This is a genomic window from Erythrobacter insulae, from assembly GCF_007004095.1.
GTDB lineage: Bacteria > Pseudomonadota > Alphaproteobacteria > Sphingomonadales > Sphingomonadaceae > Erythrobacter > Erythrobacter insulae.
In genome coordinates this window covers 2,411,856-2,436,713 of record NZ_VHJK01000001.1, presented here as the reverse complement: position 1 = coordinate 2,436,713, position 24,858 = coordinate 2,411,856, and the positions used below count along the sequence as shown (strand labels likewise).

General features: G+C 55.6%; 19 protein-coding genes. 13 read left to right on the top strand and 6 right to left on the bottom strand.

Annotated elements, in window-relative coordinates; all coding sequences use genetic code 11:
• Nucleotides 1-13 precede the first annotated feature (13 nt).
• Nucleotides 14-274, bottom strand: a complete 261-nt coding sequence (locus tag FGU71_RS14235) for a YnbE family lipoprotein (RefSeq protein ID WP_234035730.1) — start codon at nucleotides 272-274, stop codon at nucleotides 14-16.
• Nucleotides 271-3,420 carry an intermembrane phospholipid transport protein YdbH family protein gene (locus tag FGU71_RS11370; RefSeq protein ID WP_185960281.1) on the bottom strand — a complete coding sequence of 1,050 codons (3,150 nt, stop codon included), beginning with the start codon at nucleotides 3,418-3,420 and terminating at the stop codon, nucleotides 271-273. Before FGU71_RS11370 ends, FGU71_RS14235 begins: the two co-directional genes overlap by 4 nt.
• 169 nt (nucleotides 3,421-3,589) lie before the next feature.
• Here FGU71_RS11370 and radC point away from each other — a divergent pair, with 169 nt between their 5' ends.
• Nucleotides 3,590-4,336 (top strand): RadC family protein, encoded by a 747-nt coding sequence (gene radC / locus FGU71_RS11365; RefSeq protein WP_142788674.1) that lies wholly within the window; start codon nucleotides 3,590-3,592, stop codon nucleotides 4,334-4,336.
• Nucleotides 4,337-4,400: 64 nt separating this feature from the next.
• Here the strand turns inward: radC and FGU71_RS11360 are convergent, their stop codons facing one another.
• Nucleotides 4,401-6,611, bottom strand: coding sequence for an FAD-dependent oxidoreductase (locus FGU71_RS11360; protein ID WP_142788673.1), 2,211 nt, complete (start codon nucleotides 6,609-6,611; stop codon nucleotides 4,401-4,403).
• A gap of 140 nt (nucleotides 6,612-6,751) precedes the next feature.
• Here FGU71_RS11360 and purB point away from each other — a divergent pair, with 140 nt between their 5' ends.
• The 8 genes from purB to FGU71_RS11320 all read left to right on the top strand — a co-directional run bounded on the left by purB (nucleotide 6,752) and on the right by FGU71_RS11320 (nucleotide 14,282).
• Complete coding sequence (gene purB / locus FGU71_RS11355) at nucleotides 6,752-8,062, top strand: adenylosuccinate lyase (protein WP_142788672.1); 1,311 nt, start codon at nucleotides 6,752-6,754, stop codon at nucleotides 8,060-8,062.
• 72 nt (nucleotides 8,063-8,134) lie between these two features.
• Nucleotides 8,135-8,512: a LapA family protein gene (locus FGU71_RS11350; protein ID WP_142788671.1), complete on the top strand. Its 378-nt coding sequence runs from the start codon at nucleotides 8,135-8,137 to the stop codon at nucleotides 8,510-8,512.
• Entirely contained in the window at nucleotides 8,512-9,186 is a 675-nt protein-coding gene (pyrF, locus tag FGU71_RS11345; RefSeq protein WP_142788670.1) for an orotidine-5'-phosphate decarboxylase, read from the top strand. Before FGU71_RS11350 ends, pyrF begins: the two co-directional genes overlap by 1 nt.
• 56 nt (nucleotides 9,187-9,242) lie before the next feature.
• Complete coding sequence (locus tag FGU71_RS11340) at nucleotides 9,243-9,881, top strand: phosphoribosylanthranilate isomerase (RefSeq protein ID WP_142788669.1); 639 nt, start codon at nucleotides 9,243-9,245, stop codon at nucleotides 9,879-9,881.
• Nucleotides 9,882-9,902: 21 nt separating this feature from the next.
• Nucleotides 9,903-11,114 carry a tryptophan synthase subunit beta gene (gene trpB, locus FGU71_RS11335; protein ID WP_142788668.1) on the top strand — a complete coding sequence of 404 codons (1,212 nt, stop codon included), beginning with the start codon at nucleotides 9,903-9,905 and terminating at the stop codon, nucleotides 11,112-11,114.
• Between the two features lie 241 nt (nucleotides 11,115-11,355).
• Entirely contained in the window at nucleotides 11,356-12,138 is a 783-nt protein-coding gene (gene trpA / locus FGU71_RS11330; protein ID WP_142788667.1) for a tryptophan synthase subunit alpha, read from the top strand.
• Between the two features lie 13 nt (nucleotides 12,139-12,151).
• Entirely contained in the window at nucleotides 12,152-13,003 is an 852-nt protein-coding gene (gene accD / locus FGU71_RS11325) for an acetyl-CoA carboxylase, carboxyltransferase subunit beta (RefSeq protein ID WP_142788666.1), read from the top strand.
• Nucleotides 13,004-13,022: 19 nt separating this feature from the next.
• On the top strand, nucleotides 13,023-14,282 hold the full coding sequence (locus FGU71_RS11320) for a bifunctional folylpolyglutamate synthase/dihydrofolate synthase (protein ID WP_142788665.1): 1,260 nt from the start codon (nucleotides 13,023-13,025) through the stop codon (nucleotides 14,280-14,282).
• Here the strand turns inward: FGU71_RS11320 and FGU71_RS11315 are convergent, their stop codons facing one another.
• Nucleotides 14,283-16,013 (bottom strand): AmpG family muropeptide MFS transporter, encoded by a 1,731-nt coding sequence (locus FGU71_RS11315; RefSeq protein WP_142788664.1) that lies wholly within the window; start codon nucleotides 16,011-16,013, stop codon nucleotides 14,283-14,285.
• 86 nt (nucleotides 16,014-16,099) lie between these two features.
• Between FGU71_RS11315 and FGU71_RS11310 the strand changes: the two genes are divergently transcribed.
• The 4 genes from FGU71_RS11310 (at nucleotide 16,100) to FGU71_RS11295 (ending at nucleotide 21,171) form a co-directional block, all read left to right on the top strand.
• Nucleotides 16,100-17,290 (top strand): aromatic ring-hydroxylating oxygenase subunit alpha, encoded by a 1,191-nt coding sequence (locus FGU71_RS11310; RefSeq protein WP_142788663.1) that lies wholly within the window; start codon nucleotides 16,100-16,102, stop codon nucleotides 17,288-17,290.
• Between the two features lie 140 nt (nucleotides 17,291-17,430).
• On the top strand, nucleotides 17,431-18,210 hold the full coding sequence (locus FGU71_RS11305) for a pseudouridine synthase (protein ID WP_142788662.1): 780 nt from the start codon (nucleotides 17,431-17,433) through the stop codon (nucleotides 18,208-18,210).
• Nucleotides 18,207-18,746, top strand: a complete 540-nt coding sequence (gene rsmD / locus FGU71_RS11300; protein WP_142788661.1) for a 16S rRNA (guanine(966)-N(2))-methyltransferase RsmD — start codon at nucleotides 18,207-18,209, stop codon at nucleotides 18,744-18,746. Before FGU71_RS11305 ends, rsmD begins: the two co-directional genes overlap by 4 nt.
• Before the next feature lie 118 nt (nucleotides 18,747-18,864).
• Complete coding sequence (locus FGU71_RS11295) at nucleotides 18,865-21,171, top strand: ATP-dependent helicase (protein ID WP_142788660.1); 2,307 nt, start codon at nucleotides 18,865-18,867, stop codon at nucleotides 21,169-21,171.
• Nucleotides 21,172-21,186: 15 nt separating this feature from the next.
• Here FGU71_RS11295 and FGU71_RS11290 read toward each other — a convergent pair whose 3' ends face one another.
• Together FGU71_RS11290 and FGU71_RS11285 are read right to left on the bottom strand one after the other, a co-directional pair.
• The gene (locus FGU71_RS11290) at nucleotides 21,187-23,025 is read right to left on the bottom strand and encodes a putative bifunctional diguanylate cyclase/phosphodiesterase (protein WP_185960280.1); all 1,839 of its coding nucleotides are present in this window, start codon (nucleotides 23,023-23,025) and stop codon (nucleotides 21,187-21,189) included.
• Between the two features lie 260 nt (nucleotides 23,026-23,285).
• Nucleotides 23,286-24,701: a DEAD/DEAH box helicase gene (locus FGU71_RS11285; protein ID WP_142788658.1), complete on the bottom strand. Its 1,416-nt coding sequence runs from the start codon at nucleotides 24,699-24,701 to the stop codon at nucleotides 23,286-23,288.
• Nucleotides 24,702-24,858 lie beyond the last annotated feature (157 nt).

Below are 24,858 nucleotides of genomic sequence, written 5' to 3'. Positions count from 1 at the left end.
TCTGATCTGTGGATCAAAAAATATCTGCATTCTCGTCAATTGTGTTGGCGGCATCCTCGGCCAACCGGTAAATTACTTCTTGCCGGATATTGATGTTCAGCTCGATCACAATCGGCTCATCGGGAGCGGCAACATTTATGCAACCTCCCAAACCTGCGGCGGCGAACAAGCCCATGGCGGCTTTCCCGATAACCCTTCGTGTGGTCTCGTGTCTGCCCTGAACACCCAAACGCGCCTCAGACTGCCCATTTCCGGTCAATTTCGTCTCCTTCATAAATCCTCGTCGCTTTCTACAGGTTGAACGGGCGTTTCATCACCGCGTCTGAGATTAAGTGCGGGCGTATCCTGCACATTTTCGCTGGGACCGGGCGCGCTGGGCTGCGGTTCGACAAATGGATTTGCGGGGGAAAATCGCTGGCCCTCGACATCAAACAATCCGCGATCAACAGGATTCCCGAGGTAGTCCGGGTCAAAAAATGACTGAACCATGGTCGCAAGCTGATAAAAGTTCTCAGACCGAACATTGACGTTGAACCGGATGGGAAGTTTCGAGAGCTGCCTCGTGAACAGGTTTTGATTGGCCCCTGCCCCTTGTCTAACCCCGTCAATTTTGAAGCTTGTGATGATTTCACCGGCAAGGCTGCCATCCAACCCGATGCTCATTTGCGTGTAATCTAATGATTTGAGCGATTGAAAAGCGAAGTTCGTAATCGCGCCCATGTCTTCGTATGTCAGCTCACCGATATACGATACATTGCCGCCCGGTGCCCTCGAAAGCAACAAACCGGCCCCAATGGTGCCATTGCCCTGATCATCGAACAAAATAGGCACCGCTCCATCGAACGTACCCGTCGCGCTTAGATTGCTAAGCTCCATTTGCGCGATAAATGTCTCGGCATCCAAGCCGACGATTTCGAGCACATACAGCTGACTGCCCGGCGTGCCATATCGGATGTCAACCGGGCGAAGGATCAACTCGCCGCCCATAAACGGCCACCGCGCATCCTCGACAGATATCAATTCGCCGTTGGTCAAAGAATATTGCACGCGTCCCGCCAATACCTCGATCCCGGGGTTCATGGAGCCTATCTCGAGCGTTTGAGCAGGTGCTGTGGTCAAATTTATCAGATCCGTGAAGCGTATTTCCCCGCGCAATCCATCTATGGGGCCAAAGGCCGCAGCCAGGTCCAGTTCTTCGGTACCGAACGTACCTTCACTCGTGATTGAATCCTCGCTCCAGCGTATCCTGCCCTCGCCAGATACGGTGCCATTGGCATTGGCGATCACGCCCTTGACGAGATTGCTCAGATCCTCGGGCCGAAGGCGGTCATCGAATATCACACCGGGCACATCGATCGTTGCAACCCCGATCCCCTGCCCCAGATCATGAATAAGATTAATTCGCGTAATCAATCGGCCTGATCCAGAATGGGTTAGATCGGCGTGTGCTTTCAACTCATTGCCCAAAAGGCTCATCATCGCAGCGCGGCCAGTCAGCGGTTCGAATCGCGCTTCACCCTCGATCCTTTCGGACAATTCAAACGCTCCATCTTCAATGACCAAAGCATTATCGCGGTAAGCCCAGAGACCAGATGCCTCAGAAAGATCGAGAGGTACGAAATCCAGCGCCGCGTTTGCACCGCTAAAGGTTCCGCCAAGCGTATCAAAGTTTCCTTCAATGCTGCTGGAATGCAGCTGCATTGAGCTTTCCTCCGCGCCCAAAACAACGCGCGCATCCTGCAACGCGAAAGAGCCCGGATACGCAATTGCGATTGCGCCAGCCGAAAGTTCGGTAGGGGAACCGGCCAAAACGCCAGTAAACTGGACGTCCCGCGCGGCAGCGTTGACGGTTAGAGTATCGGTAAACCGTATCATCGGGGCCCCTTGTTCGGGGCAAACGGAAATCGCACTGCCTTCGATCGCGAGATCATAGACATTCAAGCCCCCAAAACGCAGATCAAGACATTGACGGCCCAGGATCAGACCCGAGGTGTTATTCCATTCCCCTTCAATCGGAATTTCAAGTGCTGTGATGCTTCCCCCGGGAATAGCGCCGCCTACCACAGCAGCGCCGCCAAATGTGACGTTGCCGTCCTGCCTCTGCGTCACTTGTAGCCGGGGAATACTTATCCGGTCAGATCCTTGAGCAAACTCGGCCATCGCGATGCGAAGCGCCAACGATCCGCCCCTCGATTGTTCCATTCTCCCGTTCACCCGGGGAAGCCCCCTTCCGCCCGTTACAAAATTGCCGCTAAGCCTGGCACCTGCATCACTGCGTATCCAACTTACCCGCGAAAGAGCCAAAAGGGTTTCGCCGCTGCCGCTTTGTAATCGGCCTTCGGGAATTACGAATGTGGTTGCGTCTTCGGTCTGTCTCAAAGTGAATGCCGCGGCCAAATTGGCATCGGATGAAGCCTGTGTGAAATTCCGCTGAAATTTCGCAATCAGCGGCGCCAGCAAGGTCTCGGCAGAACCGGCTTTCGCTTCTTCGATCATCGCGTTAGCACCGCCGGCAAGGTTTAGCCCGCGGCCCGTCACGTTTGCATCCCAATCACTGCGCGCAAAACCGGGTTCCGAACGGAACGCCCCATCGAGGCGGGCTTCGTCAAAATTGCCATAATCCGTCCGGATCTGATCAGCTAGCAGATCGTGGCGAAGGTTTAAGCCGCCTTCATCCCAGCTAAAAACCACATCACCGGACAGCATCGCGGCACCGCCGTTTGCAAAGTCCAATGCATCAGCGGCCAATGTCACCGTCCCGCCCGCACCTGACAGATCTTGTGTCAGCGCAAGGTCCGCGCTCGCATCAAACGTCTTCAACGTGCCCCCTTGGCAATCAAGCCCCCGCAAGCGCAGCGGACCAACAAACGATGGGACGCCATCTTTTGTGGTAACATCTCCGTACGCGGTGGCTGTTTCTACATTGCAGCCAGCCACGCCAGCATTGGGAGCGGTTATCGCCAGTTTACCGTTAAAGCCGTCATCCAGCCGCCCGCTACCAGTGAACTTAGCGCCAACCGCACCAAAATCGCTTTCAACCAAAGCGCGCCCATCGCGCAGAACGACGTCGAACTGCGGCAAAGCCGGGGGTTCTTCACTATCGCTGAAAAGCACAGGATCAAGCGAGCCGAGGCTGAATTCGCCGCCGCGAAATGTCGCGTAAAGCCGCGGTTTCACGATCTCTATTTGCCCAACGGCCGGCCCCGCCAGGCCATATTCAAGATTGACTACGACTTCTTCAATCAACAGGTCGGGCCGATTGGGGTTTCCTACGATTAGGTTCCGCAGCAGCTGTTTTTGCGGGGTTATTGAAACAATCTCATAGGTGGCCGGCAGGCCCAGCCTATCCAATTCTTCCTGAATGATGTTGCCCGCAATTCTCTCGCGCGAGATCCACGTTGCTACAAAACCTGCACCCATCAAAATCAAAATCAGCGCAAGTGCTCTCCACCGCCGCTTTCGGGGCAGGGAAATCCGATGAGGCCGAGCCGGTTTGATCGTATCATTCGCGCTTGCCATGGCGCTGGCACACTTGCGCGTATCGCTGCGTAAAGGCAATGAAGTAAAAGGATAATCTCTGGGGGACAAATTGGCCGACGCCACTGAGAGTTTTGATTTTGGGAAAGAGCCATCTGGAGCGGCTCGACCGGCTTCGGATTCAGGCAAGCTTGCAGGCATTGGTCACCGCGCGAGACTTCGCGAGCGGCTGTTGACCGGTGGGTACGATGCCCTCGCCGATTACGAAGTGCTGGAATACCTCTTGTTCGCAGCCATCAAACAGGGCGATACGAAACCGATTGCAAAGGCGCTGATCAAACAGTTTGGCAGCCTCGCAGGCGTGCTTAATGCCGACCCTAAAGCGTTACAGCGCGTCAAAGGAGTGGGAGAAACCAGTTCAGCTGCACTGAAAGCGGTATCAATCGCAACCCGGCGGATGGCGCGCAGTGAAGTGATCAAAAAGCCGGTTCTTTCCAGCTGGGATGCGCTGATCGACTATCTTGCAATCGATATGGCGCATCTCACTGTTGAACGCGTCCGGGTTCTGTACCTCGATACAAGAAATCGGTTGATCGATGATCACCATGTGGGAGATGGCTCGATTGACGAAGCCGCAATCCATCCTCGCGAAGTTATTCGTAGAGCAATGGACGTTGGCGCAACGGCGTTGATTCTGGTCCACAATCACCCGAGCGGAAGCCCCGAGCCGAGCCGCGCAGATATTCAAATAACCAAGAAAATCGCTGAAGCCGGAAGGCTATTGGGTGTTACCCTTCACGATCATGTCATCATCGGGCGCGAGGGCCATGTCAGCCTTCGTGCAAAAGGCTTGATCTGAAGATCGCTGGCGTGACCCCAACATGCTCAAATGCGGACCCCGTCCGATGGCAATTTGCCAAACCTTAAACCTGTTTTTCCGTGATCAGACGCACGCCGGAATGGTGGGCGAAAAAACTCCAGATCCAATTGATCGTCACAGTCACTCGATTTCTCATCCCGGTAAGGAACCCGAGATGCACAACTCCCCAAAGCCACCACGCGATGTTCCCGGATAATTTGTACATACCAAAATCGGCGACTGCCGATTTACGCCCAATGGTCGCCAGACTGCCTTGATGTTTGTAGACGAAGGGGCCGGGGCATTGTTTGTTTAGCAATTCTGCCTCAACAACCTGCGAGACATAAATGCCGCCTTGCTTTGCCGCAGGTGCAAGCCCTGGCACCATATTTCCGCCCCACCCATTGCTGTTCGCGGTGTCCCCAATCGCGAATACATCATCGAGCACGCCATCGGGGCCATGCACTCTCAAGTGATCATTAACAGGCACCCTGCCCGCCCGATCACTCTCCGTCCCGAGCCATTTCGCCGCTGGTGAAGCCTTGACCCCGGCAGCCCAGAGAACGGTCTCGGTCTCGATTGTCGAAGCATCATCGATCCGCACTTGTTCATTGGCAATATGGGTCACACGCCCGCCAGTTCGAATTTCAACACCCAGGTTTTCGAGCGATTCTGAAGCTTTGAGCGATAACTCCGCAGAAAAGGCTGGCAGAATTCTGTCGCCAGATTGTACAAGGATGACCTGAGCGGTGGCGGGATCAACTGTTCTGAATTCTCTCGCTACGCTCACCTTCGCGAGTTCGGCGATTGCACCTGCCAATTCCACGCCTGTTGGTCCGCCGCCGACGATGACAAAGGTTAGCAAACGTCTGATCTTGTTCTGATCTTCGGTCGCTTCTGCTTGCTCGAATGCATTCAGGATCGAAGCCCGCACCGCCACTCCATCCTCTATCGTCTTGAGCCCGGGAGCCAATGCGCTCCACTCCTCATTTCCGAAATAGCTGTGGGTTGCTCCCGTCGCCAGAACCAGCCGGTCATAGCCAAGCTCGCGTTTCTCACCTGACACCGCGCCATGCGTGATGGTCTTGGTCTTTGAATCAATTTCCCGGACCTCACCCTTGATAACCCGAACATTGCCGTCGGCGCGAAACAGGCTTCGAATTGGAGTGGCGATATCTGCCGGGTTCAAAGTCGCGGTCGCAACTTGATACAGCAGCGGTTGGAAAAGGTGATAATTGCGTTTGTCTATCAATGTAATACGCACCGGTAGACGTTTAAGCCGCTCAACGGCTGCAAGCCCGCCAAAACCTGCGCCGACAACGACAATGTGCGGCCAATCACCGGGAATCTCGGAATAATCGCGGTCAAACAGGATGTTTTTCTCCATCCAGGCCCAAATGGCTGAGTCGAACGATAGCCGTCCGGCCCCGCGCGATTCGTAAATACCAAGCAGCAGAAACGGGAACAGCGTGACATTCGGATGCGCGCCAGCGATCATTGTGAAGCCGATTACAAGTACCAGTGCATAAGATACGATGCTCGCCGCAAATCCCGTCAGGAACAATGCGGCAAAGGCAATCGCAAGCCACGCTGGAATTCCCACAAAAACACTCGTCGGGAGCCACGTCGCCAAACCTATCGAAGGCTCAAATACATCAGCGTAAGCGAGCAGCGCGATCGTCAACCAGATCCGAATAGCCATCATCGCAGCCGGCCCGATTTCCGCTCGCGACCAATCGCCAAGTTTGATCAAGGGCCGCGCCAAAGGCAACGCGCTGTGCTTCAATCCAGAAGCCAATACCCGATCAAACGAGAAAGCCGCCGGGCCGCTGATAACGTACCAAGCGAGAATTGAGATAACCATCAGGTTCGTAGTCGTCGGAATATACACCGCTTGGCTGATGACGGTAAGAGCAGCCATCGCAAGAGCCGCGGGACGGGTAAAGAAGCCAGCCAGAAACAAAAGCGGCCCGACAAGCTCGATTGAAAGCCCAATGATCGCCGCATTCGACGCAGACATCCAGCTTACAGGGTACTCATTCGCCGCCAGATAAAGCGCGGTGTCCCAATCACTCAGCTTGACCAGCCCAGACCGCAAGAACCAGACTGCCACGAAAAACCGAACCGCAATGTCTGTGAATGGCCAGAACAGTTCCGCGCCGCCAGAATACCACTTGGCCCAGCGTCTCAATGTCACTCTGACAAAAGGCGGCAATCGCTCTTCCTGCAAGAGCTCTCGCCCGGCTTGTTGAGCCGTTTCTCCAGTTTCCGACATGCCCGTACCCTCCTGAGAATAGGTTCGCCTCGTTTGAGGAACTGGTTACAGCCTGTGCGGCCCCCCTTGCCAAGAGCGCCTATGGGCAATAGCCGCGCCTCACACCCTATCGTATTTGTGAATCGCCGAGGAAGTTCACCATGGTTCCGCGTTATGCCCGTCCCGAAATGTCTGCTCTTTGGGAGCCAGAGGCGAAATTTCGCATCTGGTTCGAGATTGAAGCGCATGCCACGCAAAAACTTGGCGAGATGGGCGTGGTGCCGGAAAGCGCCGGACAGGCACTTTGGGACTGGTGGGCAACCAATCCGAAAATCGATGTCGAAGCGATTGACGCGATTGAGGCTGTGACCAAGCACGATGTGATTGCATTCCTGACATGGGTTGCAGAGCAAGTGGGTGACGAAGCCCGCTTTATGCATCAGGGCATGACTTCTTCGGATGTGCTGGACACGACGCTTTCGGTGCAACTGGCACGCGCGACCGATATCCTGATGGCCGATCTCGACGCGCTGCTCGCCGCAATCAAGAAGCGCGCGGAAGAGCACAAATACACGCCGACCATCGGGCGCAGTCACGGCATCCATGCCGAACCTGTCACTTTCGGGCTCAAGCTCGCGCAGGCTTATGCAGAATTTGATCGCTGCCGCGACCGTCTGATCGCTGCGCGCAAGGAAATCGCCACGTGCGCGGTCTCCGGCGCGGTTGGCACCTTCGCCAATATCGACCCCGAAGTCGAAGCCTATGTCGCTGAACAACTCGGCCTCGAAATCGAACCGGTCAGCACGCAAGTGATCCCGCGTGATCGCCACGCGATGTATTTTTCAACGCTGGCGGTGATCGCCGGGTCGATTGAGCGTCTGGCAGTCGAAGTGCGCCATTTGCAGCGTACCGAAGTGCTGGAAGCCGAAGAGTATTTCTCGCCCGGGCAGAAAGGATCGTCAGCGATGCCGCACAAGCGCAACCCGATCCTGACAGAAAACCTGACGGGTCAGGCACGCATGATCCGTGCATATGCCCTTCCTGCGCTGGAAAACGTGGCGCTTTGGCACGAACGGGATATTTCACATTCTTCGGTCGAACGATTCATCGGGCCGGATTCGACCATAACGCTCGATTTTGCACTCGCACGCCTGACCGGCGTGGTCGAAAAACTGCTTATCTATCCTGAGCGAATGCAGGCGAACCTCGATGCGATGGGCGGCCTCGTGCATTCTCAGCGTGTGCTGTTGGCGTTGACGCAAGCTGGGGTCAGCCGCGAGGACGCATATCGCCTGGTACAGCGCAACGCGATGAAAGTCTGGGAATCGAACGGTGCGCTTTCGCTTTTGGACCTGTTAAAGAGTGATGACGAAGTTACTGCCGCGCTCTCCGCCAGCGAGCTGGAGGAGAAGTTTGATCTCGCCTATCACTTCAAACATGTCGACACGATCTTTGCGCGGGTCTTTGGCTGAAACTAGACTCAAGCCGCAAATGGCTTAGGCTTCCACGCTGACGGCTGAAAACAATTAGGAGGGACGCTGCTGATGCAGATCGTTCGAACAATAATCTGGGTACTGATCCTGTTTGCCATTTTGGCTTTCTCGTTCTTCAACTGGCAACCGGTTGAAGTGACGCTGTGGGATAATCTGGTGCTTGAAACCAAAGTTCCGGCGCTCGTGATTATCGCGTTCTTGCTTGGACTGATGCCGATGTGGCTGTTCCATCGCAGCGTTACCTGGAGCCTCAATCGACGCATCCGCAGTCTTGAAAATTCGGTCAAATCCAGCGCATTGGCGCGGCGGCATGAGCCGCCAGTTGATGGGTCGCCCCCCAAACCCGCCCCGGTGACTGTGGACAAGCCAGTGGAAAGCACGGCAAAGCCTGGGGATATTCTGGCTCCGTCCGATGGAGCAGATGGCTGATGAGCAACCCCGTCTTCCTTGCGCTGGACCTCCCGCAAATCGAACCGGCAAAGGCGCTGCTTGAAAAAGTGAAAGCGCATATTGGTGGGGTCAAACTGGGACTTGAGTTCTTCTGCGCGCATGGCGGACACGGCGTTCACGAAATCGCGCGTCTGGGTTTACCGATTTTCCTCGACCTGAAATTTCACGATATTCCCAACACGGTCGCAGGGGCAATGCAGGCTATCCACGTTTATGAGCCTGCCATCGTAACCGTCCATGCAAGCGGCGGACGCGCCATGATGGAAGATGCCAAAGCCGCCGCAGCCGAGGGCTGCAAAGTCGTCGCGGTTACGGCTCTCACCAGTCTTGATGAAAATGACCTAAAGCGGGCCGGTATCGGCGGGACAACGCATGATCACGTCATGCGCCTGGCAGATTTGGCGCAAGACGCGGGACTGGATGGAATCGTATGTTCAGGTCACGAAGTCGGCGAAGTGCGCAAACGCTGGAAAGATGGTTATTTCGTGGTGCCAGGCCTGCGACCAGCAGGTAACATGGTCGGTGATCAAAAGCGTGTCGTTACGCCGCGCAAAGCGCGCGACGATGGTGCCAGCGTGCTGGTAATCGGGCGACCAATCAGCCGAGCGGATGATCCTGAGGCGGCTGCGAGAGCAATTGAAGCAACGCTGTAATAACGGTCAAAAAAGACCCTTTCATCATGGCCGCCAACATGGTTAGAGCCTAAGCCATGAGCCAATCTACCCAAATCAAGATCTGCGGGCTTTCGACGCCCGAAACGCTTAGCGCGGCAATTGGTGCGGGCGCAACACACGTTGGGCTGGTGCATTTCGAGCCTAGCCCTCGCCATCTATCGCTTGAAGATGCAGCACGGCTGCGCGCTATGGTGCCAGGGGGCGTGAAGGTTGTTTTACTTACCGTGAATGCAGACGTTGCGACGACCGGAAAAGCGATTGAGCTGGTCAAACCTGACGTAATCCAGTTCCACGGCAATGAAACGCCGGAATGGATCAAGGTTGTGCGCGAAAAGACCAAAGTTGAGGCATGGAAAGCGCTTGGCGTGAAAGACGCACAAACGCTGGCGAATTCCGCACGTTTCGAAGGCGCTGTGGATCGTCTGCTATTCGATGCGCCGGCGAAGGGACTTCCCGGCGGTAATGGCGAGACATTCCGCTGGGACGTGCTGAAAGGTTTTGACCACCGCATACCTTGGGGTCTCGCAGGCGGATTGACGCCGGACAATGTTGCCGATGCGATCCGTGAGACGGGAACCGATATGGTCGATGCTTCGTCTGGTTTAGAAAGCGCGCCGGGCGTGAAGGACGTGGACAAAATCGCTGCCTTCTGCAAAGCCGCGTTCGAAGCATAACCCCCGAAAAGCTGGCCTTTTATGAACTCACCTAACTCTTTCCGTACGCAACCCGATGAACGCGGGCACTTTGGCGATTTTGGCGGACGCTATGTGGCGGAAACGCTGATGCCGCTCATCCTCGAGCTTGAGCGAGAATACCGCGCGGCGCAGGCCGACCCCGCATTTGCGGCAGAGTTTGACGATCTGATGAAGCATTACGTCGGTCGCCCATCTCCGCTCTATTATGCCGAGCGGCTGACCGAAGCGCTTGGCGGCGCACAGGTGTGGTTCAAACGTGATGAGCTCAATCACACCGGCGCGCACAAGATCAACAATTGCATCGGGCAGATCCTGCTGGCTCGTCGCATGGGTAAGACGCGCATCATCGCGGAAACCGGCGCGGGCCAGCACGGCGTTGCGACCGCCACGGTCTGCGCGAGGTTCGGCCTGCCTTGCGTCATTTACATGGGCGCAGAGGACGTAAAGCGGCAATCGCCCAATGTTTTCCGTATGAAACTGCTCGGCGCGGAAGTCGTCCCCGTCACCAGCGGCGGCGCTACGCTCAAAGACGCCATGAACGAGGGGCTGCGCGATTGGGTCGCGAATGTGCACGACACGTTCTACATCATCGGCACGGCGGCTGGCCCGCATCCCTATCCCGAAATGGTCCGCAATTTCCAAAGCGTGATCGGCACCGAAGCGCGCGCGCAAATGCTTGATCGTGTGGGCCGACTGCCAGACCTGCTGATCGCCTGTATCGGCGGCGGATCGAATGCGCTTGGCCTGTTCCACCCGTTCCTCGATGACGCTGACGTGAAGATGCTCGGCGTCGAAGCGGCGGGGCACGGCCTTGATGGCGATGAACACGCGGCAAGCCTGCTGGGCGGCGCACCCGGCGTGCTCCACGGAAACAAAACCTACCTGCTGCAAGACGAGGACGGCCAGATCACCGAAGGCCACTCGATCAGCGCCGGGCTAGATTACCCCGGCATCGGCCCCGAACACGCATGGCTGAAAGAAAGCGGGCGGGTCGAATATACTGCCGTGACCGATGACGAGGCGCTCGACGGGTTCCAGCTGCTCTGCCGCACTGAGGGGATCATCCCCGCGCTCGAACCGTCACACGCCATCGCCGCCGTTTCCAAGCGCGCCAAGCAGATGGGCGAGGACGAGATCATCCTGATGAATCTGTGCGGACGCGGGGATAAGGACATTTTCACCGTTGCTGAGAAGCTTGGGGTGGAGATTTGAAACGCCATGACCTTGGCCCGATAGTCGGTGCAAAACCATCCTTCCTAGAACGGATTGCGAGGCGATTTAGCCTGAAACGCGGGCTGACAATGTTTCTGATATCGATCCCTATTTTGCCTTTTTACGCTGTGCTTCGGGAGGGTGACATCTTCGCTTACTTATCGCCCGAAGCGTGGCTTTTTACCGCACTTTTCGCACCGATCGTGTTTCTGATCGGATACATTACAGAAAACATTGGCATATGACCCGCATCCAATCCGCCTTTTCCAAGCCCCACCCCGCTTTCGTCGCATTCATCACCGCTGGCGATGGCGATACGGCTGCCAATCTCGACGCGCTTGTTGCAGGCGGCGCTGATGTGATCGAACTGGGTATGCCCTTTACCGATCCGATGGCCGATGGCCCCGCGATCCAAGCGGCAAATTTGCGCAGCCTCGGCGCGGGGACTACCACCGCCAATGTGCTGCAAATCGCCTATGATTTCCGCGCGCGCCACCCTGATATTCCGCTGGTCCTGATGGGCTATGCCAACCCGATGATCCGGCGCGGGCCGGAATGGTTTGCGAATGCGGCCAAGGGCGCCGGCGTCGACGGCGTAATCTGCGTCGACATTCCGCCAGAGGAAGACGATGCGCTCGGCCCTGCTTTGCGCGCCCAAGGCATTGCGCCGATCCGCCTCGCCACGCCAACCACCGATGCCGCGCGCCTGCCCGCTGTTCTCGAAGGATCGCAAGGCTTCGTCTATTACGTCTCGGTCGCAGGGATCACCGGCAAACAGCAAGCCGCAACCGCCTCCATCGAAGAGAACGTCGCGCGTATCAAACGATCCACCGATCTGCCCGTCGCAGTCGGCTTTGGCGTGCGCACGCCGGAACAAGCCGCCGAGATCGCCAAGGTTGCCGACGGCGTCGTCGTCGGATCAGCCTTCATCGATCTGGTCGAGAAATTTGGCCAAGAGGCCCCGGCCAAGCTACAAGAGCTGACAACAGCAATGGTCGCCGCCATCAAAGATGCGCGCACCTAAGGGATAAAACGCAATGAACTGGTTCACCCGTGTCCGCAATTCGCTGGGCTTTGGCGAGGAAAAAAACACCTCGGAAAAAGACCTCTGGATTAAATGCAAATCCTGTCAGGAAATGCTGTTTGTCCAGGAATTTGAGGACAATCTGAGCGTCTGTCCACGCTGCGAGCATCACGGCAGAATCAGTGCGGATACCCGCCTCGCGCTGCTGCTCGATCATGGTTTTGACCTGCTGCCGCAGCCGCAGGTCACAGAAGACCCGCTAAAGTTCAAAGATTCGAAGAAATACACCGACCGTTTAAAGGATGCCCGGGCCAAGAACCCGCATGATGATGCATTCAGCGTTGGATCAGGCACGATAGATGGCCGTCCGGCTGTTATCGGGGTGCAGGATTTTTCGTTCATGGGCGGATCGATGGGCATGGCAGTAGGCATGGCGTTCTGCGCGGGTGCCGAGCGCGCTTTGACCCGAAAATGTCCCTACATTGTCGTCACCGCAGCAGGCGGAGCTCGGATGCAAGAAGGCATATTGAGCCTTATGCAAATGCCGCGCGCAACCGTAATGACGCGCCGCCTCAAGAATGCTGGCCTGCCGTATATCGTTGTGCTGACCGATCCAACGACCGGCGGTGTGACGGCGAGTTATGCCATGCTGGGCGATGTCCATATCGCAGAACCGGGCGCCTTGATCGGCTTTGCCGGACAACGCGTTATTCAAGACACGATCCGCGAACAACTGCCCGAGGGTTTCCAGCGGGCTGAGTATCTGCATAAGCACGGCATGGTCGATATGGTTGTTCACCGCCGCGAATTGAAAGACACGCTGGGCACAGTGATCGACTATCTTCAACCTCAAGCTGCCGCCTGAACCAGCGAATTCTCAAGTTATGAGAGATATGGGATCATCGGACGATCCGCGCGTTCAGGCGCAGCTGGACCGGTTGAGCGGGTTGAGTATTCAGCGCGATACGCTTGGGCTGGACGCGATCGAGACGCTGCTTTCGCGGCTTGGCGATCCGCACAAACACCTGCCGCCTGTCTTCCACGTCGCAGGAACTAACGGCAAAGGGTCGACTTGCGCCTTTCTGCGCGCGATGTTGGAGGCGCAGGGTTACCGCGTCCACGTCACGACTTCCCCGCATCTGGTGCGTTATAATGAACGGTTCCGTGTTGCTGGCAAGCTGATCGAAGATGCTCGGTTAGCAAAGCTGCTTGAAGACGTGTTCGACGCCGCCGAGGGGCTCGGTTGCAGTTTTTTCGAGATCACAATCGCAGCGGCCTTCATGGAATTCGCTCGTGTTCCTGCCGATGTATGCGTGGTCGAAGTCGGCCTTGGCGGAAGGCTGGATGCGACCAATGTGATGCAATCTGATGTGCTGGCCGCCTGCGGCATTGCGGCGCTCGGTATCGACCATGAGAAGTTCCTGCTTGCGCCAGAAGAAGGCGTGCCGAAAGACCCAATGGCACGGATCGCTTTTGAGAAGGCGGGGATTGCAAAAGGCGGTGTGCCGCTGGTCGCGATGATGCCCGATTATTGCCCGGAAGCGGTCCATGCAATTCGGCAAATCGCGCTTGATCGGGCTGTTCCTCTGGTCGAACTAACAATCCAACAATTGATCGAATTCCCTCCCGAAAACTGTTCTTTGTCTGGCAAGCATCAGTCGGCCAATGCCGCCCTCGCCGCGGCGATGGTTCGCTCGCAAACCAAAGTATCGGTGTCTGAGGCATCTATCGCAGCAGGGATCGGTTCGGCACAATGGCCTGCCCGTATGCAGCGGCTGTGTAACGGCCCGCTAACCGGCAAACGCCAAGTGCTACTTGATGGCGGGCACAATCGCAGCGCAGGCGATGCGGTTGCCGGAGAACTGGATGGCACTCCGGTTCACCTCATCATCGGAATGCTGGACAACAAAGATCCCGGATCTCTGGTAGAGCCATTGTCCGACATCATAAAGAGCATCACCGCCGTACCAGTCCCCGGCCACGATGCGCACCCAGCGAGCGCATTTGGAGCAGGCGCGAAAAGCGCTGCGGATCTCTCTGAAGCGATGGCAATGCTCCCTGACGACAATATTCTCGTGCTCATCGCAGGCTCGCTTTACCTCGCGGGTCAAGCGTTGAAGCTCAATGATGAGATCCCCGACTGATCACTCCGCCGGCTGAACAACTGGATCAGGCGCCACGACCCCGGAATTCGCCCCTGCCCGCGACTGACGGAACCATTCCGCAAGACACAATGCCACCGCGATAAAGCCGATCAGAGTCGTGAGAATGAAAACATCATAATAGCCCTGATCCTCAATCATTTCACCCAAAGCGCCGCGGCCCAACGTCCCGACTAGCAAGGTAAGCGAGGACAGCAGCGCATATTGAACCGCGCTGAAATTCTTGTTCACGATGGACGATAACCACGCGATATACGCAGCGCCTGCAATGCCAATGGCGAGGTTTTCAAAAAAGATCGTGAATGTGAGTTTCGCCAAGGACGGACTGCCGATCACAGGCACTTGTGTGATCAGCCATGAAAAACCGATCGCATCGCTTACCGCCTGCATATTGGCCCCGCCTGCCGCAAGGTCCGCATACAAAAGATTGGTAAGGGCGGCGAGCAAAGCGCCCAGCGTCAACGTCAACATCCTGCCCATCATAGACAGCATGAAGCCGCCAATCGCGAGGCCGAGAATGATCGCGCCAACACCAAAAAATTTGGATGCAAAAGCGACTTCGTCTTTGGTGTAGTTCAGCTCCCCGAGATAGAATGGATAAGCAAAGCTGCCCCAGATCGCGTCGCAAATTCGATAGGTGAGCACCAGCGAGAGAATCAGGACCAAAGACCAGCCTATCCGGCCCACAAACTCCACCAAAGGAAGCACAAGAGCGCGATAGAGGTGGTCCATGGCAAAACCGCTGCCGCTGGGAATTGGTTGATCCTGTTCAAGCAGATGTTTGCCCTGTTTCTTTTGACTGGCGAGCCATCCGGCGATCAATGCTGGCACAACCACCGTAGCAACAATGATCCATGGCCCCCAGTTCAAGGTAAACTCGGTAGGGTTCGGGCGGTTCTCCGGTGCGTAAAAAAGCGACATATACATGAAGGTCAAAACGACACCGATGGCCGCCGCCCAAAGGGCGCCGACAATTATAAGCGCCTTGGCCCGAATGCCCGGTTCCAGTTCGCCTTTCTTGCGTAGAGCCACAAACAGCTCATCGACAATTGCGGGCTGGCCCTCGGCCAATTTCTTGCTGTCACTGTCGGGCGCGAACAGGCCGATGAAACCTATGCCAAGCAGGATTGCCCCCATCAGCATATAAGTCTGCGGCCAACCGATACGCGCAGCAATAATCAAACCCAATGCGCCGCCGACCAGAGCCGCCAACCGGTATCCCATTTGATACACAGTCGAGAGGATATCGATCGTCGCTTTCTCATCTGCGACATCAATCCGCCAGGCATTGATCGCGATATCCTGCGTTGCGCTGGCAATTGCGCCAATCCCCGCCAGCAAACTGAACCAGCCGATTGTTTCATTGCTGGGATTGCTAAGCGCAAGAGCGACCAGAATTGCCCCGAGGAGCAATTGTGAAGGAACAATCCACTGTTTCCGTTTTCCCAGCATACGCATGCCGGGAATGTTCACTTTGTCGATCAACGGCGACCACAGGAACTGAAACGCATAGGCAAGACCGATAAGCGAAAAGACCCCCATAGTCTCCAAATCGACTTCGGCATCGCTAAGCCACGCGAACAATGTGCCAAGAAACAGCGCAAATGGGAGGCCGCTGGCAAATCCGAACAGCGCCATAAAGCCGGTCTTGCGCTGCCCCATTGAACGAAGAACTTCGCCCCATCCCGGTTTTGTCGCCTTGGCGTCAGCCATAATTTTGCGCGTCCTTCTCGTCAGACTTGTCGTTCGAAACCAATTAAGCGACACTAGCCGCGGACGAGAGGAATAGGAACGCTGCTATGAACGCTCCCACAACGCCATCAACAGCTTTGGTTGAGAACGGCACACCTTTGCTGCGCGCAACCGATGGTCAACGCGCTTTGGCAGAGGCAATCCGGAGCAATCAGCCGCGCGTTACCAAAGGGACGCAAACCGTCCCTGCAAGCCGGTATACCGATCCCGCCCATTTTGAAGCCGAGAAAACCGCGCTGTTCGATCGCATGCCTCAGGTTTTATGCCCGTCTGCATTGCTGCCCGAACCCGGTATGGCGGTCCCGCATGATGCGACAGGCCGTCCGCTTCTGATTACCCGCGATAAAAAGGGCGTCTCGCATGTGTTCCTAAACGTTTGCCAGCATCGCGGAACGCGATTGGTCGAGGGCGAAGACGTGCAATGTGCCGCGCGTCTGGTGTGCCCGTATCATGCGTGGACGTATAAACTGGACGGAACCCTCACCGGGCTCCCCCGCCCTGAAACATTCCCGGACCTTGATAAAAGCCAATATGGGCTGAAACAGCTGCCATCGCATGAGGCCGGCGGATTGATTTGGTTTGCGCCTCACGATGACGCTGATTTCACCGAGGCCGAAACTCTCGGCGCTGATTTTAAAGCGTTCGGGATGGACACCAGTCATATGTTCCGCCGGAAAATACACACGGTCAAAGGCAACTGGAAGCTGATTATGGATGCTTTCCTGGAAAGCTATCATGTCCTGCGTCTCCATGCCGATACGATAGGGCCGTTTTTCAAAGACGGTATCACTGCCGGAGACGAGATTGGACCGCATATGCGCTCTGCAGTCGGACGGCTGGAAGATATGGAAAAAATCGATTTTTCCGACATGGCTGCGATGCGCCGGGTGGTCACGTTTGCCTATCAGCTCTTGCCAGCCACGATTATCGTGCCCAGCCCCGATTATGTGAATGTCATGGTGCTGATGCCCCAATCCCATAATATCACACTGGTTGAGGACTTTATGCTCATTCCCGAAGCACCGGCGACTGATAAAGCCCGCGATCATTGGGAGCGCAGCTGGGCGTTGTTAGATGGCGGAGTATTTGCCTCGGAAGATTTCCGTGCAGCAGAGCTTGGCCAAGAAGGTCTGGAAAGCGGGGCAGTGAGCGAAATCACCTTGGGTACGCTAGAAGGCGGGATCGCTCGGTTCGATGCGATCGTCGCATCTGCGATAGCCAATGAGCAGAATTCTTGAAGCCGCTCTAGGCAAGCGATTTGGCGCTGAGCTCGCGCTGCCCCGACGTGTTGAGAATCGCTTGGATCGAAATGCTCTCTTCCGCTTTGCTCGGTAAGATCGTTGCGCATTGACTGCGGAAGGCCTAATCGCTCGGCGTTATGCCAACAAATCCGAAACAATCCGAAGACCGGCCCGAAGGTGACCGTATTGCCAAACTTTTGGCGCGCGCTGGCGTTGCCAGTCGCCGGGAAATTGAACGAATGATCGCGGATAAACGCATCACACTTCACGGCAAGCCAGTGGAAACGCCTGCGACATTCCTGACATCTCTTCGGGGTGTTAGTGTCGATGGTAATCCGGTTGCCGGACCAGAGCCGACCACGATGTATCTGTTCAACAAGCCCACGGGCCTGATCACTGCAGAACGCGATATGGCCGGACGCCCAACGATTTACTCTGCGCTGACCAATGCTCTTCCCAAAGATGCCCCGCGTGTGATGCCGATCGGCAGGCTCGATCTTAATACCGAGGGCCTGTTGCTGCTAACCAATGATGGCGGGCTGAAACGTCAAATGGAACTACCCTCGACCGGTATCCCCCGGACATACCGGGCCCGTTCGTTTGGCGAGGTAACTCAGGAACAGCTCGAATCTCTGATCGAAGGCATAGAAATTGACGGGATTCGCTATGGTCCGATCAACGCCAATATGGAGCGGTCTTCAGGACGCAACATCTGGATTGAAATGACGATCACAGAAGGCAAGAACCGCGAAGTTCGCCGCGTCCTCGAACATCTTGGCCTGAAAGTGAACAGGTTGATCCGTACTGCGTATGGTCCGTTCCAGCTTGCCGATTTGCCTCGCGGGCAGGCCGCCCGCGTTCGCAAAGGTGACCTTGATCGCTTCGTGAGCGCAATGAAACGCGGCCAGGTGACATGAGGGTCATTGCCGGAGAATGGCGCGGGCGAAAGCTGTCCGCGCCCAAGGGCGATGCAACCCGTCCAACAGCGGATCGCACACGCGAGACGCTCTTTTCGATGCTCAACAGCCGGTTGGGCGGCTTTGAAGAGCTGCGCATCGCAGACCTTTTCGCGGGATCCGGTGCGCTGGGTCTGGAAGCATTGTCGCGGGGAGCAGCGCACTGCCTGTTTGTCGAAAATGACCGCGCAGCTGTCGATGTAATTCGCGCAAATATCACCGCGCTTGATGCTCGCGCTCGGTCAAGCGTGGAGGCGACATCGGTCATGCATCTGCGTCCTGCACGCGGGCCTTATGACCTTATCCTGCTGGACCCGCCTTATCATACAGGTGCAGGCTCGGTTGCGCTGGATCGTCTCAAACGGCTCGACTGGATCGGACCGGCTACGTGGATCGCGGTTGAAACCGCGTTTAACGAGGATGTAAAAGTCGATGGCCTCACCATCGAAAACGAACGCCGGATCGGCAAAGGAAAGCTCACCCTTTTGCGGCTTTGAAGCGGCTCTTGAGACAGTCTTGCTACCTATTGGACCTGGTTCCCGAAAGTGGGCATAGCAATTGGCTTCCCCCCCTTGCAGGACAATGCATTGTTCTCTACCTGTTCACCCCTTCACTATGACCGATATTGCCCCCTCCTCGCCCAGCGATGACGCTTCTATTCCCGCCTATGCCGCGCGATTGAATGCGCCGCAGCGCGACGCCGTTCTGACAACCGAAGGCCCCGTTCTGATGCTCGCCGGCGCGGGCACGGGCAAGACCGCTGCGCTGACTGCGCGGCTCGCGCATCTGGTTGCGACCCGGCGGGCGTGGCCCAGTCAAATCCTGTGCGTGACCTTTACCAATAAGGCCGCGCGCGAGATGCGGGAGCGCGTTGCAGGTCATTTGGGCGTCAATTCCGAGGGGATTCCGTGGCTCGGTACGTTCCATTCAATCTGCGCTAAAATGCTCCGTCGTCACGCGGAACTGGTTGGTCTGCAAAGCAATTACACCATAATCGACACCGACGATCAGCTACGCTTGCTCAAGCAGCAAATTGTCGATGCCGGCGAAGATGTGAAACGGTGGACTCCGCGCCAATTGGCTGGATTGGTCGATCGCTGGAAAAACCGGGGGCTTAATCCATCTGATATCGACGCGGGCGAGAACGAGGCGTTCGCCAATGGCAGAGGCCGTGAATTTTATCAGCTGTATCAAGACCGCTTGAAGGCGCTCAACGCCTGCGATTTTGGCGATCTAATGCTGCATATGCTCAATATCTTCCGCACCCACACCGATCTGCTCGCGGAATATCAGCAGCGCTACAAGTACATTCTGGTAGACGAATATCAGGATACAAATGCGGTTCAGTATCTTTGGCTGCGCCTGCTTGCGCAAAGCCATAAAAACATCTGCGTCGTCGGCGATGATGATCAGTCGATCTATTCATGGCGTGGCGCAGAAGTCGCCAATATCCTTAGGTTTGAAAAGGATTTTCCGGGCGCCCATGTTGTTCGTCTGGAGCAAAACTATCGCTCCACGCCGCAGATTTTGGGGGCAGCATCAGGTTTGATCCGCGCCAATTCCAATCGCCACGAGAAAACCCTGTGGACCGAAGCAAATGGCGGCGACAAAGTCCGAGTTATTGGGGTTTGGGATGCCCCTGAAGAGGCGCGGAGAGTCGGCGAAGAAATTGAGCGATTGGAAGCGGAAGGTGCGAGCCTCGATTCCATCGCAATTCTGGTGCGCGCGCAATACCAGACCCGCGAATTCGAGGATCGCTTTATCCAGATCGGGATCAATTACCGGATTATCGGAGGGTTCCGGTTTTATGAACGGGCGGAAATCCGGGATGCACTCGCCTATTTGCGCATTGTTGCCCAACCTCAGGACGACCTCGCGTTTGAGCGCATCTATAATCAACCGAAACGCGGGCTCGGCGCAAAAACTCTTGAGAAGATGCATCAACATGCACGGCGCCAGGGAATGCCACTTGCGGCGGCTTCATTAGAGCTTGCCGATAGCGATGAACTGCCCGCGCGCGCGGCAAACACAATTGGCGGCCTGATGCGCCATTTCCTTGCCTGGCGGGAAGCAGCGGAAACAATAAGCCCTTCGGACCTTCTGAGGCTTGTTCTGGATGAATCCGGCTATAACGACATGCTTGCCAATGATCGCACGCCTGAAAGCGCTGGACGTGCAGAAAACCTGTCTGAACTCGCCCGCGCGATGGAAGAGTATGAAACGCTCGGCGATTTTCTTGAGCATGTCAGCCTGGTGATGGACAATGATCGCGGCGACCAAGAAGAAACGGTCACGATCATGACGATACACGCGGCCAAGGGACTGGAGTTTGACAATCTGTTCTGCGTTGGCTGGGAAGAAGGCGTCTTCCCCTCGCAAAGGGCAATTGACGAAGGCGGGTTGGCCAGTCTCGAAGAGGAACGCCGTCTGGCCTATGTCGCGATCACTCGGGCAAAGCGGCGCTGTACGATTTTGCATGCTGCCAATCGGCGGATTTATGGCCAATGGGTTAGCTCGATCCCTTCACGCTTTATCGAAGAATTGCCTGAAGAATTCATCGATCAGGAAACGACGATGACCGGTGGCGCTTCGATGTGGCGCGCGAATTGGAGCGAGAATGAAGACCCATTCGCTCACGTGGCAAAAGACCGGCCGGACCGTGCTCAATCGCGGGGGCCCGGTTGGCAGCGCGCTATTTCCAGCGGTTATGAAACCGCCCAGACACGGCTGCGTGAGCCCGGCCGATCAGCGGCGAGTTTTGCAGCCAAACCACGGAGCGACATTGCAATCGGCGCGATGGTTCAACACGATAAATTTGGAACCGGCTGCGTTACCAATCAAGAAGGCAACAAGCTGGAAATCGAGTTTGAAGAACACGGCGTCAAGCGCGTCATCGACAGCTTTGTAAAAGTCGTCGGCTGATCTGCTGGAAACGGATTAAATCGTTTCGATCGCCGGGTTTCTCATTCGGTCCCGATCGTAAGAATCGGCACCGGCGGATCTTCTCGCCAATTCGAGTAGGTCATGCGCGTTCATTGGCCTTCCGAATAAATAACCTTGGACCGATTGCACCCCGATCCGTCGGGCCATCAACAGATCGATTTCGTCCTCGATCCCTTCTAACAAACAATGGACGCCCAGTGTCCGTGCCATTCCCGCCAATGACGAGAGCACTTTTTCAGTCATGGGATCGCCTGGGTTTTCAAGGAACGAACGGTCTACCTTTAGCTTGGTGATTGGAAGCGAGCGCAAGTAGCTGAAGTTTGAATAACCCGTTCCAAAATCATCCAACGCTATTGAAAAGCCGGCATCTTTCAAGCTCGTGAGATTGGCAATCGCCTTTTCTGTGTCGGCCATCATCGCTGTTTCGGTCACTTCGAATTCGACCCGCTCCGGATCAACTTTCAGGCTTCGAGCCAGATCGATAATCCGGTCTATTGTTGGTTTAGAGATGATGTCATGGCTTGAAAGGTTCAGCGAAATAGGGAGCGGCACTGGCCACTCACGTATCTCACGAAACGCCTTTTCGATGATCGTCAGGCTGATATCAGTGATCAATCCGCTCTCTTCGGCGATCGTAATAAAACGGCCCGGCTCAATCGGGCCGATCGTCTCACTGTTCCACCGTGCCAATACCTCGGCTCTGACCACATTTTCCGTATGCAGATTCATCTGCGGCTGGAAGACCAGATGAATTTCTTTTTCCAAATCGGCCCGCCGCAATGCGTGTTCTATCTGCGAACGCTCTTCCGAAGCCTTGGCCAGCTCTTCGTTGAAGGCGACTGCCTGATTTCGGCCATGCTTCTTGGCAAACATCAATGCAAAATCAGCTTGGCTAATCTGCTCTGTAAGGCTCAACGCCGGATCAAGCGATTTGTAACCGATAGAGGCAGAGATTCGGATGTGGCGGTCATCTACGATGTATGGCGCAGACAGTGATTGAAGAAGCAATTCACACCGTTGCTTTATTTCATCCGAGCAAGCATCCGAATCGATGAGAATGTTGAATTCATCACCGCCCATACGACCCACGAAGACATCATCGTCACAAAAATCCCGCAAGCGCGATGCGACCTCTTTCAACAAGCCATCTCCGGTAAGATGCCCATGAATGTCATTGACGGATTTAAAGCCATCGAGGTCAAGCAAGATCAACCAGCTTGTTGTCGGCCCCGCCCTGTGCATGAGCGGCTTTCGCAGCCTTCCCATTGTTTCGCGTAGTTTCGCAAAGAAGGCCCTCCGGTTCGGAAGGTCTGTAAGACTGTCCGACAATGATTCTTCGGCAAGCCTCGCGCTCAACCGCCTAGCATCGGCAAGTTCGCTCTCAACCTCTCCTTTGGATTCAGAAATTCCGCGGATTGCAGATCTTATCAGATTGGAGATCGCGAGAGCAGCAATAGCTGCTCCGACCGAGACGAAAGCGTAGACTGTGAATGTCTCGAGATCGAGCCTGGTCGCAAAGCTCAGAAACCCGAGCATCGCGGCAGCCAGTGAAAACAAAGACTGCTTGAGATCAATGCTCGCCAAAGCGAACGCGATTGCGATGATCACAAAGTAGACCATCTTTGCTTGGTCAAAACCGAAATTCAGAGCGATGACGATGTTTGCGATGACCAATAAGTTCATCACCGAAAGCAACAGTGATACTTGCGAAGCTGGTTCAGGCTTGCGCATGAACCAGACGCCGAAGATGCCGACCCCACCAGCGATTCCAGCCGCAGTGACCATTGCTACCCGCTCGAACCCCGAGAAAAACACGAGATGGGTCGGAAACATGACGATGTAATACAAGGCGAAAGCCGCGAAATACCCGCGCAAAACGGGACGGAGAATCTCCTGGACCGTCGCCGATGCTGCGTTCGTTGATATTCGGCTGCCAAAAAGCATGCCATTCCTCGCTTAAATTGCTGAGGAATTTCGATAAACGATCAGTATTAAATGAGTGTAATCAGAGAATTGATACAATCTTTACCACAATTCGCGCCCTTAGGACGGATCAACGTCTGGAAAAGCAAGGCGCTGCGTATCGGGTCCGCTTAACCTTTAAATCCGACATCTAGGAAACTGGGCTTTGGCCCGTTCCATTCGCCCGGAGCGACGGGGGTATCATCCTGATCACGTCGGCGACTGCGGCCTTTCGGCTTTGGCGCAAATTCATCATTATCGCTTGAAACGTCTTCGCGAGGTTTGCGTTCGCGCTTTACTTTCTGCGGCGTTTCTTTGCTGTCTTCGCTCGCGTGATCTGGCTTTTTGCGGCGGCTGCGCTGGGCCGGTTCATCTTTCGGCTTAGGTTCTTCAGAACGCTTGCCAGTATCAGATTTCAGTTCGACCCGGACATCGTCTTTTCCAAAGACAGGGATCGGGCTCTCTGTCAGTTTTTCAACATTATCAATTGCTTCGGCATCAGCTTTTGTGACGAATGTAAATGCGCGGCCTTTGGCGCCAGCGCGGCCCGTCCGCCCGATGCGATGGACATAATCGTCCGGATGCCACGGCGTATCGAAGTTAAAGACGTGCGAGACGCCTTTAATATCCAGCCCGCGAGCCGCGACATCGGATGCAACCAGGATGTTGATCTCACCCGACTTGAAGCGCTCAAGCTCCTTTTGCCGCGTTGACTGGTCGATGTCTCCGTGGATTTCACCGCTCTTGAAACCGCTGCGTTGTAGATGCTGGTTCAGTTCACGCACTGTCGTTTTCTTGTTCGAAAATACGATTGCGGTTTCGACGTGATCGTTGTTGAGCAACCATTCGAGCGTGTCCCGCTTTTTGCGTTGATCCACGTTGATCTTGAAAGCCGTAATATCTTTATTCGTGGTTGCGGCCCGCGCGGTCTGAATCCGTTTCGGGTTGTTCATGAACTTCTTTGACAACTTTTCAATCGGCGCCGGCATTGTCGCCGAAAACAGCATGGTCTGCCGCGTATCCGGTAGCTTGTCACAAATGAACTCAATGTCAGGAATAAAGCCCATGTCGAGCATCCTGTCGGCTTCATCAATCACCAACAGCTCACAACCGTTCAGCAAGATTTTGCCGCGTTCAAAAAGATCCATCAACCGGCCCGGCGTCGCAATCAGAACATCGACACCTTCGTTCAGGGTCTTGAGCTGATCGCCCATTTGCACACCACCGATAAGCAGCGCCATTTTGAGGTCATGGTTCTTACCATATTTTTCGAAATTCTCGGCTACCTGCGCAGCCAATTCACGCGTTGGCTCAAGGATTAACGACCGCGGCATCAATGCGCGGCGGCGGCCCGATGCCATCACATCAATCATTGGCAAGACAAAACTCGCTGTCTTGCCAGTCCCGGTTTGCGCGATACCGATGAGATCTTTCATCATCAGAATGGTCGGAATGGCTTCAGCCTGAATCGGCGTTGGTTCAGTGTAGCCAGCGTCATCGACGGCTTTGAGCAATTCGGGCGAAAGGCCGAGATCGGCGAAAGTCATGCGTTTAATAATGTCCGGATAGCGCGGCGATATCGCCGTCGGTGTTGTCTAAACGCTCAAGAGATGAAACAGCCCTGCGCTTAGAGTGAGGCGTTTGCGCAAAAAAGCACGAAAAGTCAAGAAATCGGCAAGCTCTGGCTCCGTGACCAGATTGCCG